The sequence below is a fragment of the Extibacter sp. GGCC_0201 genome (assembly GCF_017566055.1).
Taxonomy (GTDB): domain Bacteria; phylum Bacillota; class Clostridia; order Lachnospirales; family Lachnospiraceae; genus Extibacter.
The window spans coordinates 59,662-75,865 of the sequence record NZ_JABFCH010000014.1 but is presented as its reverse complement, the minus strand read 5'-3'; the positions used below and the strand labels follow the sequence as shown (position 1 = coordinate 75,865).

15 protein-coding genes are annotated in these 16,204 nt (G+C 50.5%); 13 read left to right on the top strand and 2 right to left on the bottom strand.

Annotation, left to right across the window (positions count from 1 at the left end; all coding sequences use genetic code 11):
• Window position 1 precedes the first annotated feature (1 nt).
• The 11 genes from HJV72_RS10865 (at window position 2) to hemW (ending at window position 12,782) form a co-directional block, all read left to right on the top strand.
• Window positions 2-1,180 (top strand): aspartate aminotransferase family protein, encoded by a 1,179-nt coding sequence (locus HJV72_RS10865; protein WP_208070938.1) that lies wholly within the window; start codon window positions 2-4, stop codon window positions 1,178-1,180.
• A gap of 54 nt (window positions 1,181-1,234) precedes the next feature.
• Window positions 1,235-1,666 carry a DMT family transporter gene (locus tag HJV72_RS10860; protein ID WP_208070937.1) on the top strand — a complete coding sequence of 144 codons (432 nt, stop codon included), beginning with the start codon at window positions 1,235-1,237 and terminating at the stop codon, window positions 1,664-1,666.
• Between the two features lie 64 nt (window positions 1,667-1,730).
• Window positions 1,731-2,360, top strand: a complete 630-nt coding sequence (locus HJV72_RS10855; RefSeq protein WP_243765614.1) for a helix-hairpin-helix domain-containing protein — start codon at window positions 1,731-1,733, stop codon at window positions 2,358-2,360.
• Window positions 2,361-2,383: 23 nt separating this feature from the next.
• Complete coding sequence (locus HJV72_RS10850; protein WP_208070936.1) at window positions 2,384-3,073, top strand: response regulator transcription factor; 690 nt, start codon at window positions 2,384-2,386, stop codon at window positions 3,071-3,073.
• The gene (locus HJV72_RS10845; protein ID WP_208070934.1) at window positions 3,051-4,496 is read left to right on the top strand and encodes a sensor histidine kinase; all 1,446 of its coding nucleotides are present in this window, start codon (window positions 3,051-3,053) and stop codon (window positions 4,494-4,496) included. The genes HJV72_RS10850 and HJV72_RS10845 overlap by 23 nt, the downstream gene beginning before the upstream one ends.
• A gap of 19 nt (window positions 4,497-4,515) precedes the next feature.
• The gene (locus tag HJV72_RS10840) at window positions 4,516-5,442 is read left to right on the top strand and encodes a GerMN domain-containing protein (RefSeq protein ID WP_243765613.1); all 927 of its coding nucleotides are present in this window, start codon (window positions 4,516-4,518) and stop codon (window positions 5,440-5,442) included.
• Complete coding sequence (locus HJV72_RS10835; protein ID WP_330618958.1) at window positions 5,439-7,700, top strand: DNA internalization-related competence protein ComEC/Rec2; 2,262 nt, start codon at window positions 5,439-5,441, stop codon at window positions 7,698-7,700. The genes HJV72_RS10840 and HJV72_RS10835 overlap by 4 nt, the downstream gene beginning before the upstream one ends.
• A gap of 75 nt (window positions 7,701-7,775) precedes the next feature.
• Window positions 7,776-8,789, top strand: a complete 1,014-nt coding sequence (locus tag HJV72_RS10830; RefSeq protein WP_208070930.1) for an alpha-hydroxy-acid oxidizing protein — start codon at window positions 7,776-7,778, stop codon at window positions 8,787-8,789.
• A gap of 5 nt (window positions 8,790-8,794) precedes the next feature.
• Complete coding sequence (gene holA / locus HJV72_RS10825) at window positions 8,795-9,775, top strand: DNA polymerase III subunit delta (protein WP_208070928.1); 981 nt, start codon at window positions 8,795-8,797, stop codon at window positions 9,773-9,775.
• Between the two features lie 88 nt (window positions 9,776-9,863).
• Window positions 9,864-11,678 carry a translation elongation factor 4 gene (gene lepA / locus HJV72_RS10820; protein WP_208070926.1) on the top strand — a complete coding sequence of 605 codons (1,815 nt, stop codon included), beginning with the start codon at window positions 9,864-9,866 and terminating at the stop codon, window positions 11,676-11,678.
• Window positions 11,679-12,782, top strand: a complete 1,104-nt coding sequence (hemW, locus tag HJV72_RS10815) for a radical SAM family heme chaperone HemW (RefSeq protein WP_208070924.1) — start codon at window positions 11,679-11,681, stop codon at window positions 12,780-12,782. It begins immediately after the preceding gene.
• 34 nt (window positions 12,783-12,816) lie between these two features.
• Here the strand turns inward: hemW and HJV72_RS10810 are convergent, their stop codons facing one another.
• Entirely contained in the window at window positions 12,817-13,329 is a 513-nt protein-coding gene (locus HJV72_RS10810; RefSeq protein WP_208070922.1) for a DUF4364 family protein, read from the bottom strand.
• A 2-nt stretch (window positions 13,330-13,331) separates the two neighbouring features.
• On the bottom strand, window positions 13,332-14,255 hold the full coding sequence (locus HJV72_RS10805; RefSeq protein WP_208070920.1) for a TIGR01212 family radical SAM protein: 924 nt from the start codon (window positions 14,253-14,255) through the stop codon (window positions 13,332-13,334).
• A gap of 237 nt (window positions 14,256-14,492) precedes the next feature.
• On the opposite strand from HJV72_RS10805, the gene rho reads away from it, so the two are divergent.
• Together rho and rpmE are read left to right on the top strand one after the other, a co-directional pair.
• Window positions 14,493-15,833 carry a transcription termination factor Rho gene (rho, locus tag HJV72_RS10800; RefSeq protein ID WP_330618954.1) on the top strand — a complete coding sequence of 447 codons (1,341 nt, stop codon included), beginning with the start codon at window positions 14,493-14,495 and terminating at the stop codon, window positions 15,831-15,833.
• Between the two features lie 102 nt (window positions 15,834-15,935).
• Window positions 15,936-16,139: a 50S ribosomal protein L31 gene (gene rpmE / locus HJV72_RS10795; protein ID WP_066574102.1), complete on the top strand. Its 204-nt coding sequence runs from the start codon at window positions 15,936-15,938 to the stop codon at window positions 16,137-16,139.
• Window positions 16,140-16,204: the final 65 nt, after the last annotated feature.

The window sequence follows — 16,204 nt, the reverse complement described above, 5'->3', positions numbered from 1 at the left end:
TATGAAGAATCCATATATTGAAGATGCCAAGATGGGACTCGTACATACATACAACCGTTTCCCGGTCGTGCTGGAAAAAGGAGAAGGCGTATATGTGTACGATGCGGAAGGGAAGAAATATCTCGATTTTGCCGCAGGTATTGCCGTCTCATCCCTCGGATACGGTAACAAAGAGTTCAACGATGCGCTGAAGATGCAGATCGATTGCCTCATCCATTCATCAAACCTCTATTATAATACGACGTGCGGCAAAGCGGCCCAGGCCTTGCTCCGCGTTACGCAGATGGACCGTGTGTTTTTCACGAACAGCGGGACTGAGGCGATAGAGGGGGCGCTGAAGGCGGCGAGAAAATACGCGTATAAAAAGCGGACGGGGCGTTATGAGTTCATCGCCATGAAGGATTCGTTTCACGGGAGAAGCATGGGCGCGCTGTCGGTTACGGAGCACGAGGCATACCGTACGCCGTTTGAACCGCTGATTCCGGGCGTGTCATTTGCAGAATACAATAACCTGGACAGTGTCAGGGAACTTGTGACAGACAGGACGTGCGCGATTATTCTGGAGCCCCTACAGGGGGAAGGCGGAATCAACACGGCCGACGAAGCGTTCATGAAGGGAATACGCAAGCTCTGTACCGATGAGGGCATCCTTATGATCTGTGACGAGATACAGTGCGGCATGGGCCGGACCGGCACGATGTTCGCATGGCAGAACTATGGAACGAAGCCGGATATTATCGCGATGGCAAAGGCCATCGGAAACGGCGTTCCGGTAGGGGCATTCGCCATGACAGAAGACATCGCCCGGAATTCTCTGGAGCCGGGAGACCACGGCACGACATATGGAGGCAATCCATTTGTCTGCGCCGCAGTAGCCAAGACAGTTGAAATCTTCGAAAGAGAGAAGCTGACCGGACATGTGCAGGAGATGGGGGCGTATCTGACAGAGAAGCTGACAGAGCTGAAAGCAGCCTGCGGCAGCATTGCAGAAGTCAGGGGAAGAGGCCTGATTCAGGGTATCCGTCTCAATAAGCCGGTGGCGGAGACGATACAGGCGGCACTGAGAGAAGGGCTGCTTATCATCAGCGCTAGGAGCGATGTCATCCGTCTCGTACCGCCTCTTGTTATTGAAAAGGAACACATCGACGAATTGATTGAAAAACTGAAGAAGGTGTTATAACATAATTAACCAGTCATTGGATATACTATAGGTAAAACATAGGAGGTATATCGAATGATTGGTTTTTTCATAGCTCTGCTGTCAGGAGCGCTGATGAGCGTACAGGGAGTATTCAATACACAGGTTACGAAAACTACAGGGATGTGGGTCAGCAACGGATGGGTACAGCTGAGCGCGTTCGCCCTCTGTCTGGTGGCCTGGCTTATCGCCGGGCGGGACAGTGTGATGACGCTTGCCAAAGTAGAGCCCAAGTATGTGCTGCTTGGAGGAGTCATCGGCGCCGGAATCACATGGACGGTTATCAAGAGCATGGAGCAGCTCGGGCCGGCGAAAGCGGCACTGCTCATCGTCATTTCTCAGCTTATCATCGCATACGTAATAGAACTTCTGGGACTGTTCGGGGTCGAAAAGCAGCCTTTGGAGTGGAGGAGAGTAATCGGCATGGCAATTGCGCTGATTGGAGTTGCAATTTTCCAGTGGAAATAGTACAATAAATCTATCTGGCATAAGAGGGGTATTTACAGTTTCGACAGCTGTAAAGGAGGATTTTATGCTTGACAGATTAAGGATAACCGGTTGTTTCATGTGTATGGTTCTCGTGCTTGGCCTGCCGGGATGCCGCAGTGAAGGCACGGAAGAAGTGAGGGAACTGGACGAGGTGCGTTCCTCCCAGGAAGAGGCGGGGGATAACGCGGAGGAAGAAGTACAGGATACAGAAGGTAAAGATACAGAGGAAACCGGCCGCCGGCAGGAGATGTACGTCCATGTCTGCGGTCAGGTCCAAAGGCCCGGCGTATACCGTCTGCCTGCAGGAAGCCGAGTGTTTGAAGCCGTAGAGGCCGCCGGCGGAATGTGCGAAGGTGCAGACGGATCATACCTCAACCAGGCAGAAGCGCTGTCTGACGGGCAGCAGCTGTATGTGCCCGCGGCAGGTGAGGACATACGCTCCGCAAGCGGTGCGAAAGCGGGTGCAGAAGTAAAAGACGACGGAAGAGTAGATATCAATACTGCTGCGAAAGAAGAACTTATGACTTTAAATGGCATTGGGGAAGCCAGAGCAGACAGTATCATAAAATACCGGGAAGAACATGGGGGTTTCCAATCCATAGAAGAACTGAAAGAAGTGGAAGGAATCAAAGATGGAATCTTTAATAAAGTTAAAGATCAGATTAAGGTCTAGCGAAATTAATAAGGGAGAGAAGTATGAGTAAGAGAGTATTAGTCGTAGATGACGAAAAACTGATTGTGAAAGGTATCCGGTTCAGCCTGGAGCAGGATGGCATGGAAGTGGACTGTGCCTATGACGGAGAAGAAGCGCTGAAGCTTTCAAGGGAAAATGCCTATGATATGGTACTGCTGGATGTAATGCTCCCCAAGTATGACGGATTCCAGGTGTGCCAGCAGATTCGGGAGTTTTCTGACGTACCGGTCGTCATGCTCACTGCAAAAGGAGATGACATGGATAAGATTCTGGGACTGGAGTACGGCGCGGACGATTATATCACCAAACCGTTCAACATACTGGAGGTCAAAGCGCGTATCAAGGCGATTATGCGGCGCACCGGCAAGCGGGACAGCAAGACGGTCAACGACAAAGTTATCCTGAAGAGAGACATGAAGATTGACTGTGAGAGCCGCAGAGTATTTATCGGCGACAAAGAGATTAACCTGACAGCCAAAGAATTTGACCTTCTTGAGCTTCTGGCGATGAATCCTAACAAGGTATACAGCAGGGAGAATCTTCTGAACATTGTCTGGGGGTATGAGTATCCCGGAGACGCCAGGACGGTAGATGTACATATAAGGCGGCTGCGTGAGAAGATTGAGAAGAACCCTAGCGATCCGAAATACGTGTACACGAAGTGGGGAGTTGGTTATTATTTCAGGGGTTAGGAAGTATTTTAAGAAAAATATATTTAAGAGTCTCCGCTTTCGGATTATTCTCCTGCTGCTGGCAGCGGGAATCATACCATGCCTGATCATGAAAGCGGTGATTCTGAACAGCTATGAAAAGCGTGCGGTAGAAGTACGGACCGCAGATATACAGAATCAATGTACAATTCTATGTAACCAGTTAAGCGGCATAGACTACTTGAATGGGATTACATCCGAGGTTATCAAGACAGAGCTGACTCAGCTGACAAACATCTACAACGGGCGTGTGATGGTTATTGACAGCGATTATGAGATAGAAGAAGACACGTACAACCTAGATAAAGGGAAGACAATTATATCAGAAGATGTCATCAAATGTTTCCAGGGAAAGAGTACAAGCCATTATGATGCGGCAAACAGATATATCGAGGTAACTGCTCCAATTACAGATACGGAGACAGATGCCGTCAAAGGCGTCATGCTCGTGAGCGTGTCGACAGATTCTATTGCGGACAGCATGACGATACTCGAAGGTAATGCGAATGTAGTGGCGGTCATAATTATCGTGACGATGGCAGTCCTTGCCTTTTTTGCAGGTGTCTTGATGGTGAAGCCGTTCAAGCGTATCACGGACTCTATCGGTGCGGTAACAGAAGGGTATGATGACAACTATCTTCATGAAAATGCATATACGGAGACGGTGCTCATCTCGGAGGCATTTAATAAGATGCTGGGAAGAATGAAAGTTTTGGATGACTCAAGACAGGAATTTGTTTCTAATGTATCTCATGAGTTGAAAACGCCGCTGACATCCATGAAAGTGCTGGCAGATTCCCTCCTCAGCCAGGAGGAAGTCCCGGCTGAGCTGTACCAGGAATTTATGGGAGATCTCTCTGAAGAGATAGAGAGGGAGAACAAGATTATCAACGACCTGCTGTCGCTTGTGAAGATGGACAAGACCGCCACGACGTTGAACATCAAGTCTGAAAATATCAATGAGCTTGTGGAGAGGATACTGAAGCGGCTGCGCCCGATTGCGGCAAACCGTAATGTGGAGGTCGTATTTGAAAGCTTCCGGCCGGTCAGTGCAGAGGTAGATGAGATGAAGCTGTCGCTCGCAATCTCAAATCTCGTTGAGAATGCTGTCAAGTATAACCACGATGGCGGCTGGGTGCATGTATCGCTCAATGCAGATCACAAGTATTTCTATGTAGAAGTGGCGGATTCCGGAATCGGAATACCTGAGGATTCGGTGGAGCATATATTTGAGCGTTTCTACCGTGTCGACAAGTCGCACTCCAGAGAAATCGGAGGCACCGGACTCGGACTGTCCATCGCCAGAAACGCAGTTGTCATGCACAGGGGGGCGGTCAAGGTGTTCAGCCAGGAAGGCGAAGGAACTACATTTACCATCAGGATTCCTTTGACATATGTGTCATAAGTATCGGGAGGATGCCAGTATGAGGAAAAAATGTATGAAGTGCCTGTGTATCCTGCTCATTGCCATGCTTCTGCCGGGCTGCGGGAGGGGAAGGAAGCCGGAGATATCAGGGACATGTATATATTATGTAAGTGCGGAGGGCACCAGGCTTGTCAAAGAGGCGTATGACATAAAAGGAGACGGTGCGGAGGCAGAGGTCGAAGCAGTGCTCGACGATATGCAGAAGGAACCGGAGGACGAGGATTGCAGGAGTGCATTCCCCGAGGGGATCCGGGCAGAAGACTGGAAGTTGGACAAAGGTAGGCTGGATCTGTACTTTAATGAAAGCTATAAAGATATAGATACATCGTCAGAGATTCTGCTCCGGGCGGCTGTGGTACAGTCGCTCGTGCAGATTGCAGGAGTCGACTACGTAAACTTCTACATCGGCGGTGCACCGCTCACCGACAATGAAGGAGATGAAGTCGGGTATATGCATGCGGAGGATTTTGTACAGAACACCGGTTCCAGCCTACACTCTTACCAGCTTGCCAATCTCCACCTGTACTATGCGGACAAAAAAGGAGACAAGCTGGGAGAGGAAGAAGTCAGCGTGCGCTACAACAGCAACATGTCCATCGAAAAGCTTGTGGTAGAACAGCTCATAAAGGGGCCCTCCATGCAGGAGCATCAGGCGGCGCTGCCGCCGGAGACAAAGCTTCTCGGGATATCGGTCAAGGATGGCATCTGCTATGTCAATTTTGACGACCAGTTCCAAAGTGCCGTATACGGTATCAATCCGGAACTTGCAATCTATTCCCTCGTTAATTCCATCGTAGAAGCGGGCAATGCCAGCCAGGTTCAGATATCGGTCAACGGAGAGACGGATGTAAAATACCAGGGGGTAATCGACCTTGGCAAACCTCTTTCGAGGAACCTCGATTTGGAGGAAGGTGAAGGAAAATAATACGAAACAGAATCTTATGTACTGTCTGTCTTCTGCTTGCCGCCCTGGTGGCGGCGGCAGTCTGGCTGGGCGGGAGCCGGTTCGTAAAAGAGCTGGAGGCTACTGCGCTCATGCAGCAGGCCGTCTCTGGCGATACGGTCTTGGTTACAGGACAGGTATACGCCAGAGAAATAAAATCTGACTATCAAGTCTTATATCTGAAAAATAATTCTATCAAGTTCCGGAAGCAGAAGCTGAAGGAGTTAAAATTCATCGTTTATGTTAAATCCAGTCAAGAAGTGAGAATAGGAAACCTGATTACGGCGGAGGGAACCGTCAGATTCTTCGAGGAACCGCGCAATCCGGGGAATTTCAACGAAAAGCAGTATTATGAAAAGCAGGGGATCCATGCCTGCATGTGGAGTGAAAGCGTCATGGTCACCTCAGGCCGTGTCTGGAAGGTAAAAGAAAGCCTCTTTTCTTTCCGGCAGAAATGGAAGGCTGTCTTATATGATTACATGGGAGAAGAGCAAGGTGCCCTGCTTTGTGGCATCATGCTCGGAGACAAGGCCGATGTGGATCCGGCGGTAAAAGAGCTGTATCAGATGAACGGCATCGGTCATATACTGGCCATTTCCGGCCTGCATCTTTCCATCATAGGAATCGGCATGTACCGGCTCTGCCGTCGTCTGTGCGGTTCCTACGCCGCAGGCGGCATATGCGGCATGCTGTTCCTCTTCGCCTATATCCTTATGATAGGGATATCTGTGTCGGTTGTGCGGGCGGCAGTCATGTTCCTGTTCCGGATAGGCGCCGATATGGCAGGAAGGCGTTACGATACGGGGACGGCTCTTGCAGCGGCTGCATTCATCGTGCTTCTCTTTAGGCCTCTCTACTTGTACGACGGCGGATTCTGGCTGTCCTTCGGGGCTGTCTTTGGCGTGGCGGCTGTCCTTCCGCTGTTCAGGAAGCTGCCGCTCCAGGGACTTTGGGCAAGCGTCAGCATCAATTTGTCCATTCTGCCGGTCCTTCTCTATTACTTCTATGAATATCCGCTTTACAGTATCCTGCTCAACCTGTTCGTAATACCCCTCATGCCGGTGCTGCTTCTGTTGGGACTGGCCGGCAGTGTGGCCGCACAGGTCCTGCCCTGGCCGGGGGAGGCAGCTCTGAGCCTGTGCAGAGCCCTGCTCACCTTTTATGAATGGCTCTGCCGGACAGCAGTAGAACTTCCTGCGGCCAGGATCATCACTGGCCGTCCGTCCGCTGCCTCCGTCGTATGCTATTATATCCTGCTGTCTGCCCTCCTTCTGATGTGGGGCCGTTACAAGAGCAGACGGAATGCAGGCACAAGAAAAAAATGTATAGCAAAGTATATGATTATAACTGGAATTACATATGCTGTCGCGCTGTTCTTACTTATACCGAGGACAGGCGGCAGGGAAGGTCAGCTGGAAGTGACGATGCTGGATGTCGGACAGGGGGATGGAATCTATATGAAGGCACCGTCAGGCAGGACGTATCTCTTCGACGGCGGGAGCAGCGACGTGCGTCAGGCGGGAAAGTACCGCATCGAACCTTTTCTGAAATATAAAGGCACCGGCCGGATTGACTATGCCTTCATCTCCCACGGCGACAGCGACCATATGAATGCCATCCGTGAGATGATAGAGAGAGGTCCGCTAGGCATTCCGATCGGACATCTCGTGCTGCCCCGGGAGGAGGTGTGGGATGACAGCTTGACGGAATTGGCGGCGCTTGCAAGAGATAGTGGGATAAAGGTGTTCGTCATGGAAGAAGGGCAGCGCATACAGGACGGCAGCCTGTCGCTGTACTGCCTGCATCCGGGCGGGGCATACCGCGGGGAGCCTGGCAATGCAGCATCTATGACCGTATGGGTCAGATATGGCCGTTTTGATATGCTGCTCACCGGAGACGTGGAAGGGGAGGGCGAAGCCGCGCTGACAGCCGCTGTGGACGAGGCAAAGGAGGCCTGGCAAAGGGCCGGCTTTGACGGAATCCTGGAAGTGCTGAAAGTAGCGCACCACGGATCGAAGAATTCGACATCCGCAAGATTCCTGGAAGTGATTAAACCGGTCTATGGCCTGGTTTCCGCTGGAAGAGACAATCGGTACGGACATCCCCATAGAGATACGGTAAAGAGGCTTGAGGACATTGGATGCAGGCTGTACATCACGCCGTCGGACGGCGCCGTCACCGTGTGGACGGACGGCAGCCGTATGAGCATATCGGCATTTGCAGGCGGGGCTGGTTCCTAAGGAAACGGTTGAATTAAAATCCAAAATTCAGTATACTGAGATACAGGATAAAAATATTAAAGCGAGGTAATCATCATGACGTATGAGGAAGTATTGGCAAATGCCAGAACATGTATGGGAGAACACTGTAAAGCCTGTCCGGTCTGTAACGGGAAGGCGTGCACGAATAAAGTGCCCGGACCAGGAGCCAAGGGAAGCGGTACGGTAGCCATTCGTAATTATGAGAAATGGCAGGAATTGTGTGTAAACATGGACACGATTTGTGATAATAAGCCAGTGGATATGTCTTTTGAAGTGTTTGGCAAGAGATTCAAGTATCCGGTATTCGCGGCGCCGATTGGCGCGATGAAGCTCCATTACGGAGATAAATATGACGATCTGGGCTACAATGATATCCTAGTATCGGCCTGCGCGGACGCAGGTATCGCGGCTTTTACCGGCGACGGCACGAACCCGGATGTCATGGCGGCGGCAACGAAAGCCATCGGCCAGAAGGACGGGAGAGGAATACCGACGATAAAACCGTGGGATATTAATACACTGAAAGAGAAATTTGCGCTTGTGAAAGAGGCAGGCCCATTTGCGGCGGCGATGGACATCGACGCGGCCGGACTTCCGTTCCTCAAGAATCTGACACCTCCGGCGGGCAGCAAGTCCGTAGAAGAGCTGAAAGAGATCGTGGCGGAAGCAGGCGTGCCGTTCATCATCAAGGGAGTGATGACCGTAAAAGGCGCCCTGAAAGCAAAAGAAGCCGGAGCGGCGGCTATCGTAGTGTCGAACCATGGCGGACGTGTTCTCGACCAGTGTCCTGCAACGGCAGAAGTGCTGGAGGAGATTGCGGCGGCAGCAGGAGGTGATATGAAAGTATTTGTGGACGGCGGATTACGTTCCGGAGTAGATGTGTTCAAGGCGCTTGCGCTCGGTGCGGACGCAGTACTTATCGGAAGGCCGTTTGTCACTGCTGTGTATGGCGGCGGCGCAGAAGGCGTGGCTGCGTATGCGGCCAGGCTCGCAGCAGAGCTTTCTGATACGATGGCGATGTGCGGTGCCCACAGCCTCGACGAGATAACAAGGGATATGGTGCGTTAAGCTATATGAAGAGTTTGAATGAAGATATCAGGACAGGACAATTGAAGCAGGTGTACCTGCTGTACGGAGAGGAAGCTTATCTGAAAAAGCAGTATAAGGATAAGCTGACCCGTGCCATGCTCCCGGATGGAGACACGGTGAATTACGCCTATTATGAAGGGAAAGGGATTCACATTTCCGAACTCATCGATCTGGCTGAGACGATGCCGTTTTTCGCAGAGCGGCGGCTGATAGTCGTGGAGAATTCCGGGTTCTTTAAGAACGCCGCGCCGGAACTGGCAGATTATATCAAAGCGATGCCGGATACCGCATGCTTTTTGTTTGTCGAGTCGGAGACGGACAAGAGGAGCCGGATGTTCAAGGCTGTAAAGGACAAAGGGCGTGCCGTGGAGATGGGGCGCCAGGATGAGAAGACGCTCATCCTGTGGGTCGGCGGCAGCGTGAAGAAAGAAGGAAAACAGATCAAAGAATCTACCGTCCGGTATCTCATATCAAAGACAGGCACGGATATGGAGAATCTGGACAGGGAGCTGGAAAAGCTGTTCTGCTATGCCATCGACAGAAGTGAGATAACAGCCGCGGATATCGATGCCGTATGCACGACGCAGATTACTAACAAAATATTTGACATGGTAGAAGCGGTGGCGGCGAAGCAGCAGAAAAAAGCGCTGGATTATTATTACGATCTGCTTGCGCTGAAGGAGCCTCCCATGCGGATACTCTATCTGCTGTCCCGTCAGTTCAAGCTGCTGTACGAGGTAAAGGACCTTCTAAGAAGAGGGTTTGACAAGGCTCAGGTTGCCAAGACGGCCGGACTTCACCCATTTGTGGCCGGCAAATATATTAACCAGTGCCGGACGTTTGCAGGACATGAACTCAAGAGCATCATGGAGGATGCCGCGGATACGGAAGAGATGGTGAAGACCGGCCGTCTGAACGATGTGATGAGCGTTGAACTTTTCATTGTAAAGTACAGTGCTGCGTGATATACTACCCTCAGCCGGCCAGTACGTACTTTGCCGGCAGGTGCGTCATGCACATGGATGAAAGAATATAGCGGAAGGAACGATATAAGTGGCAGAAGTAGAACAGAGTAAAATTCGCAATTTTTGTATCATAGCACATATAGATCACGGCAAATCGACGCTGGCAGACCGTATCATAGAAAAGACAGGGCTGCTCACGAGCCGTGAGATGCAGTCACAGGTGCTGGACAACATGGAACTGGAGAGAGAGCGCGGTATCACGATCAAGGCACAGGCCGTGCGTATCGTATATAAGGCAGGCGACGGCGAGGAGTATATATTCAACCTCATCGATACGCCCGGACATGTAGATTTCAACTATGAAGTGTCCAGAAGCCTGGCTGCCTGCGACGGTGCAATCCTCGTAGTAGATGCGGCACAAGGGGTGGAGGCACAGACGTTGGCCAATGTATATCTGGCACTGGACCATGACCTGGATGTCATGCCGGTAATCAACAAGGTGGACCTGCCAAGCGCAGATCCTGACAGGGTAATAGAAGAGATAGAAGACGTCATCGGGATAGAGGCGGAAGATGCCCCACAGATATCGGCCAAGACCGGTTATAATGTGGAGGAGGTGCTGGAACAGATAGTGGAGAAGATTCCCGCCCCCGGCGGAGATCCAGAGGCTCCGCTGCAGGCGCTTATCTTTGATTCTGTCTATGACTCTTATAAAGGGGTAATCGTCTTCTGCCGTATAAAGGAAGGCACGGTCAGGAAAGGGACTCCGATTAAGATGATGGCTACCGGCGCGTCAGCGGAAGTAGTCGAGATAGGATACTTCGGAGCGGGACAGTTCATTCCGTGTGACAAGCTCAGCGCCGGGATGGTCGGATATATCACGGCGAGCCTTAAGAACGTGAAGGATACCCGTGTCGGCGACACGATTACGAATGCCGAGCAGCCTTGCAGCGAACCGCTCCCGGGGTATAAGAAGGTCAACCCTATGGTATACTGCGGCATGTATCCTGCCGACGGGGCCAAATACCCAGACCTCAGAGACGCCCTTGAGAAGCTTCAGCTTAACGATGCCTCGCTCCAGTTTGAGCCGGAGACATCTGTCGCGCTCGGCTTCGGCTACCGGTGCGGATTCCTTGGGCTGCTGCATCTGGAGATTATCCAGGAGAGGCTGGAGCGGGAATATAACCTGGACCTTGTAACGACGGCACCAGGTGTTATCTATAAAGTGTATAAGACGAACGGAGACATAATCCAGCTTACGAATCCGTCCAATCTGCCGGATCCGTCTGAGATAGAATATATGGAAGAGCCGGTCGTGAAAGCAGAGATCATGGTGACATCCGAGTTTATCGGCGCGATTATGGATCTGTGCCAGGAGCGGCGCGGCGTGTATGACGGCATGGAATATATCGAAGAGACGAGGGCGGTGCTCCGTTACCATCTTCCGTTGAACGAGATTATCTATGATTTCTTTGACGCGCTGAAGTCAAGGTCAAGAGGATATGCATCCTTTGACTATGAGATGGCAGGATATGAGCGCTCAGAGCTCGTGAAGCTGGATATACTGATCAACAAAGAAGAGGTGGATGCCCTGTCCTTTATCGTACATGCGGATACTGCATACGAACGGGGCCGTAAGATGTGTGAGAAGCTCAAGGAAGAGATACCAAGACAGCTCTTTGAGATTCCGATCCAGGCAGCCATCGGAAGCAAGATAATAGCAAGAGAAACCGTCAAAGCAATGCGCAAAGACGTGCTTGCCAAGTGTTACGGCGGGGATATCAGCCGAAAGCGTAAGCTTCTGGAAAAGCAGAAGGAAGGCAAGAAGCGGATGCGGCAGGTGGGCAATGTAGAGATACCGCAGAAAGCCTTTATGAGCGTACTGAAACTGGATGATAAGTAGATGAGACCATTAGAATTATATATTCATATACCGTTTTGTATCCGAAAATGCAGATATTGTGATTTCCTGTCAGCTCCTGCTGCGATAGAGGAGCGGCAGGATTATGTGACAGGCCTTTGCCGGAAGATCCGTTCCTATGGAGAACTGGCAGAGGCTTATCATGTTGTGACTGTCTTTATAGGAGGCGGCACCCCTTCTGTGCTGGAAGGGGCACAGATACTGGATATTATGGACGCGGTACGAGGGACATTCCCGGTAGACGCAGGCGCGGAGATATCTATGGAGATGAATCCGGGGACAGCTACGAAAGAGAAGCTCAGAACGATACGGCATGCGGGAATCAACCGTCTCAGCATCGGTCTGCAGTCAACGGACGACAGCGAGCTTAAGATGCTTGGCAGGATCCACACGTATGAAGATTTCCTGCATACGTATGAGATGGCGCGGGAGACGGGATTTGCCAATATCAATGTAGACCTGATGTCTGCGATTCCATTCCAGAGCGTAGATAGCTGGGATGCCACATTGATAAGGGCGGCGGAACTTGGACCGGAGCATATCTCGGCGTACAGCCTCATCATCGAGGAAGGGACGCCGTTCTTTGACAGATATGGCGATGGAAAGCGGGCCAAGGAGCTCCCCACGGAAGAAGAGGAGAGGCAGATGTATATGCATACCCGGACTATACTGGAAGAATACGGTTATCACAGATATGAGATATCCAATTATGCCAGGCCGGGTTATGAGTGCAGACACAATCTCGGATACTGGGACCGTGCCGAGTATCTTGGAATCGGCACGGGAGCAGCGTCATTGCTGCAGGGATACCGTTTTACAGAGGGAGAGGAGCAGGTGAAGCTGTCCGAAAAGGAACAGATGGAGGAATTCATGTTCCTGGGACTTAGAAAGACGGAAGGGGTATCGAGAGAAGCCTTCCGGACATACTTTGACAAGAGCATGGAGAGCGTGTTCGGAGAAGTGATGGCAGATATGGGACAGAAGGGGCTTCTGGAGATAGAAGAGGATGCCGTCAGGCTTACAGACAAGGGCACGGATATAAGCAATTATGTCATGAGCGCATTCCTGCTCAGTGATGGGGAATGACAGCTCCGGCATGACATCCGGAGCCAGCGTGACCTTATAGAAGATGTTCCATGATAAATGCATATATCTGCGGATTCTTCTTCGTCCAGTTGTTCGCTATCGTCTCCGCCTCGGATTCGGTCGGCACGGTGAGGGTGAGGTCGATGAGCGGGGCTCCCTGCTCGAACACCTGGCATCGGACGGAGTATTCCATATTGGAATTCTGGTAGTAGTCTGATTTGACTGCGACCTCATTCTTCAATTCATACTGCTTCTCCTTCAGAAACGTATCGATATCGTGCTGTATCGCGGGGGATATGTCATTTTTAAAGTAGCAGATCGTCTCATCGCCTTCCGCCGTCAGATGATAGAATGTTCTGCTGTGCGTGGATTCTTCCCTGACAAAACCGGAGGTAATCAGTTCTGATATGGCCTGCTGGAGCTTAAAGTAAGTCGTATAGCCTTCGTCCAGCACGAATTCGGATATCTGGGAATTGGTAAGAGGAAAGTCTACTTTTTTCAGCATGTAGAGGATAATCAGTTTATATAGTGTAAATGGCTCTGCCATAGTTATAACTCCTTTCCCTGCCAGATGTCCTGCGCTTTCATATATGCGTGCATCTGGTTCAATACAAGTCGTTTGTCTGCGCTCCACCCGGGTGCTATGAGCAGATGCCTGGGCCCGTCTCCTGTGAGCCTGTGGATGACGGTATCAGGACTTAAGCTGCCGATACACCTGCCGAGCAGATAGAAATATTCTTCCATGGAAGGAATCCAGAACGGATGGTCGTCATAGATCTTGGCCAGCGCCGTTCCTTCCAGAACGTGAAGAAGCTGAAGTTTGACTCCTTGGATACAGGCGTCGTTCAGATAATGCATCGTCTTAAGCATCATGGAAAGGTCCTCCCCCGGAAGCGCCAGTATCGAATGGACGATGACATCGATTTGTGCGTCCTTCAGCATGGAGACGGCTGCGTCAAAGACCGGCAGAGAATAACCGCGCCTGATAAACGAGGCAGTCTTCTCATGTATCGTCTGAAGTCCCAGCTCTACCCATACAGGCTTGATGCGGTTGATGTCTGCAAGCAGCGCTACGGTATCCGGATCAAGACAGTCGGGCCTCGTGGCGACCGATATGACACGGATGTCCGGGTGCTGCGCCGCCTCTGTGAATATGTGCTTCAGATAGGGAAGTGGGGCATACGTATTCGTATAAGCCTGGAAATACGCGATATAAGAACCACCGGCGTATTTCCCCGCAGTCCGCCTTTTGCCGGATTCGATCTGCTGCGTAATCGTAAGTCTCCTGTCCGAGGCAAAATCCCCTGAGCCGCCTTCGCTGCAGAAGATGCAGCCACTGGTTCCAAGAGTGCCATCACGGTTCGGACACGTCATGCCTGCATCCAGGGCAATCTTATATAGTTTTTCCCCATACGTATTCTTTAGATAATAGTCAAGAGAATGATATCTCTTTTCGCCCCAGTATACAGCCATGTCAGATTCAGCCGCCTTTTTCTGAATATTTTACTTACTTAATATATCATTGATATGTCTGGTTGACAAGTATATACGCGTTCAGAAAAATTCATGTTTTTGTAAAAAGGACTTTCTATTTTCTGGAAGATGGTGTATAATATGTCCAATAAATATTAATTATTTCAGGCTGGTCGTTTCAGACCATGACTCCCACAGTGAATGTCAAAGATTTAATAACGGAAAGGACAGACAATTATGATGAAAGAAAAGTATGAATCCCTGCCGCTTGCGACGTTGAAAGACCTGGCAAAGGCAAGAGGATTAAAGGGAATCTCAACGATGAAGAAAGCAGAGCTGATAGAGCTTATGCTCGCAGAGGATGAGAAGGAGAAGAAAGCAGAGAGAGAAAGTGTAAAGGAGATGTCTGCCAACACTGGCGACAAGGAAGCGCATGACATTGACAAGCTGGACAGCGGGGTTACCGCTCACGGAATACTGGAAGTGCTTCCGGACGGTTATGGGTTTATAAGAAGTGATAACTACCTGCCGGGAGATAACGATGTATATGTCTCACCTTCACAGATACGAAAGTTCAATCTGAAGACAGGGGATATACTGGAAGGAAATACACGAATCAAGACGCAGCAGGAAAAGTTCAGTGCACTGCTCTATCTGAGCAGAATCAACGGTATGGAACCGATGCGCGTGCTGCGTCGGGCTAACTTTGAAGATATGACGCCAATCTTCCCGGATGAGAGGCTGCGTCTGGAATGCGGCAAGACAAGCACGGCGATGAGGATCGTAGATCTGCTGTCCCCGATAGGAAAAGGGCAGAGGGGCATGATCGTATCGCCGCCGAAGGCAGGTAAGACAACCCTGCTTAAGCAGGTGGCGCTGTCGGTAAGGAAGAACAACCCGGAAATTCACCTGCTTATACTTCTCATCGATGAGCGTCCGGAGGAAGTCACGGATATTAAAGAAGCAATCGAAGGGGAAAATGTAGAAGTCATCTATTCGACGTTCGATGAACTGCCCGACCACCATAAACGTGTGTCGGAGATGGTGATTGAACGGGCCAAGCGCCTTGTAGAGCACAAGAAGGACGTCATGATACTTCTGGACAGTATCACAAGGCTGGCCCGTGCTTACAATCTGACAGTACCGCCGTCAGGAAGGACGCTTTCCGGCGGTCTGGATCCGGCAGCTCTGCATATGCCGAAGCGTTTCTTCGGCGCGGCCAGAAATATGCGGGAAGGCGGCAGTCTTACGATTCTTGCTACCGCTCTCGTAGATACGGGAAGCAAGATGGACGATGTCGTATATGAGGAATTCAAAGGAACCGGCAATATGGAGCTTGTACTGGACAGAAAGCTTTCGGAACGCAGGGTATTCCCGGCCATCGATATTCCGAAGTCCGGTACGAGAAGAGAAGATCTGCTGCTGTCCAGGGAGGAACAGGAAGCTGTAGATTCCATGAGGCGTGCGCTGAACGGCATGCGTGCGGAAGAGGCGGTAGACAATATACTTAACATGTTCACAAGGACAAAGAGCAATAATGAACTGATACAAATGGTAAAAAAGACAAAAATAATCTAGACAAGTGCAATGTAATATGATACAATAACAAAGCTGTTTAGAAATATTGAACATTATTAGACGCGCGCTGCGCGTGAGTAAAATAAAGAAGAGGTGAAAATCATGAAAGAAGGAATCCATCCAACATATCATCAGGCAACGGTAACTTGCAACTGTGGCAATACATTCGTGACAGGTTCTACTAATGAAGATATCCACGTTGAAATCTGTTCCAAATGCCATCCGTTCTACACAGGACAGCAGAAAGCCGCACAGGCCCGTGGCCGTGTTGACAAGTTTAACAAAAAATACGGAATGGACAAATAGTCATACAAGTAGCGGGTTGAGGTTGTTTAATCTCAACCCTTTCTGTATATAGGCATCGAAAGGGG

Bases quoted from the DNA above. Each gene is read 5' to 3' on its own strand.
- HJV72_RS10865 (WP_208070938.1), top strand. From the start codon at position 2: ATGAAGAATCCATATATTGAAGATGCCAAGATGGGACTCGTACATACA.
- HJV72_RS10860 (WP_208070937.1), top strand. From the start codon at position 1,235: ATGATTGGTTTTTTCATAGCTCTGCTGTCAGGAGCGCTGATGAGCGTA.
- HJV72_RS10855 (WP_243765614.1), top strand. From the start codon at position 1,731: ATGCTTGACAGATTAAGGATAACCGGTTGTTTCATGTGTATGGTTCTC.
- HJV72_RS10850 (WP_208070936.1), top strand. From the start codon at position 2,384: ATGAGTAAGAGAGTATTAGTCGTAGATGACGAAAAACTGATTGTGAAA.
- HJV72_RS10840 (WP_243765613.1), top strand. From the start codon at position 4,516: ATGAGGAAAAAATGTATGAAGTGCCTGTGTATCCTGCTCATTGCCATG.
- HJV72_RS10830 (WP_208070930.1), top strand. From the start codon at position 7,776: ATGACGTATGAGGAAGTATTGGCAAATGCCAGAACATGTATGGGAGAA.
- holA (WP_208070928.1), top strand. From the start codon at position 8,795: ATGAAGAGTTTGAATGAAGATATCAGGACAGGACAATTGAAGCAGGTG.
- hemW (WP_208070924.1), top strand. From the start codon at position 11,679: ATGAGACCATTAGAATTATATATTCATATACCGTTTTGTATCCGAAAA.
- HJV72_RS10810 (WP_208070922.1), bottom strand. From the start codon at position 13,329: ATGGCAGAGCCATTTACACTATATAAACTGATTATCCTCTACATGCTG.
- HJV72_RS10805 (WP_208070920.1), bottom strand. From the start codon at position 14,255: ATGGCTGTATACTGGGGCGAAAAGAGATATCATTCTCTTGACTATTAT.
- rho (WP_330618954.1), top strand. From the start codon at position 14,493: ATGATGAAAGAAAAGTATGAATCCCTGCCGCTTGCGACGTTGAAAGAC.
- rpmE (WP_066574102.1), top strand. From the start codon at position 15,936: ATGAAAGAAGGAATCCATCCAACATATCATCAGGCAACGGTAACTTGC.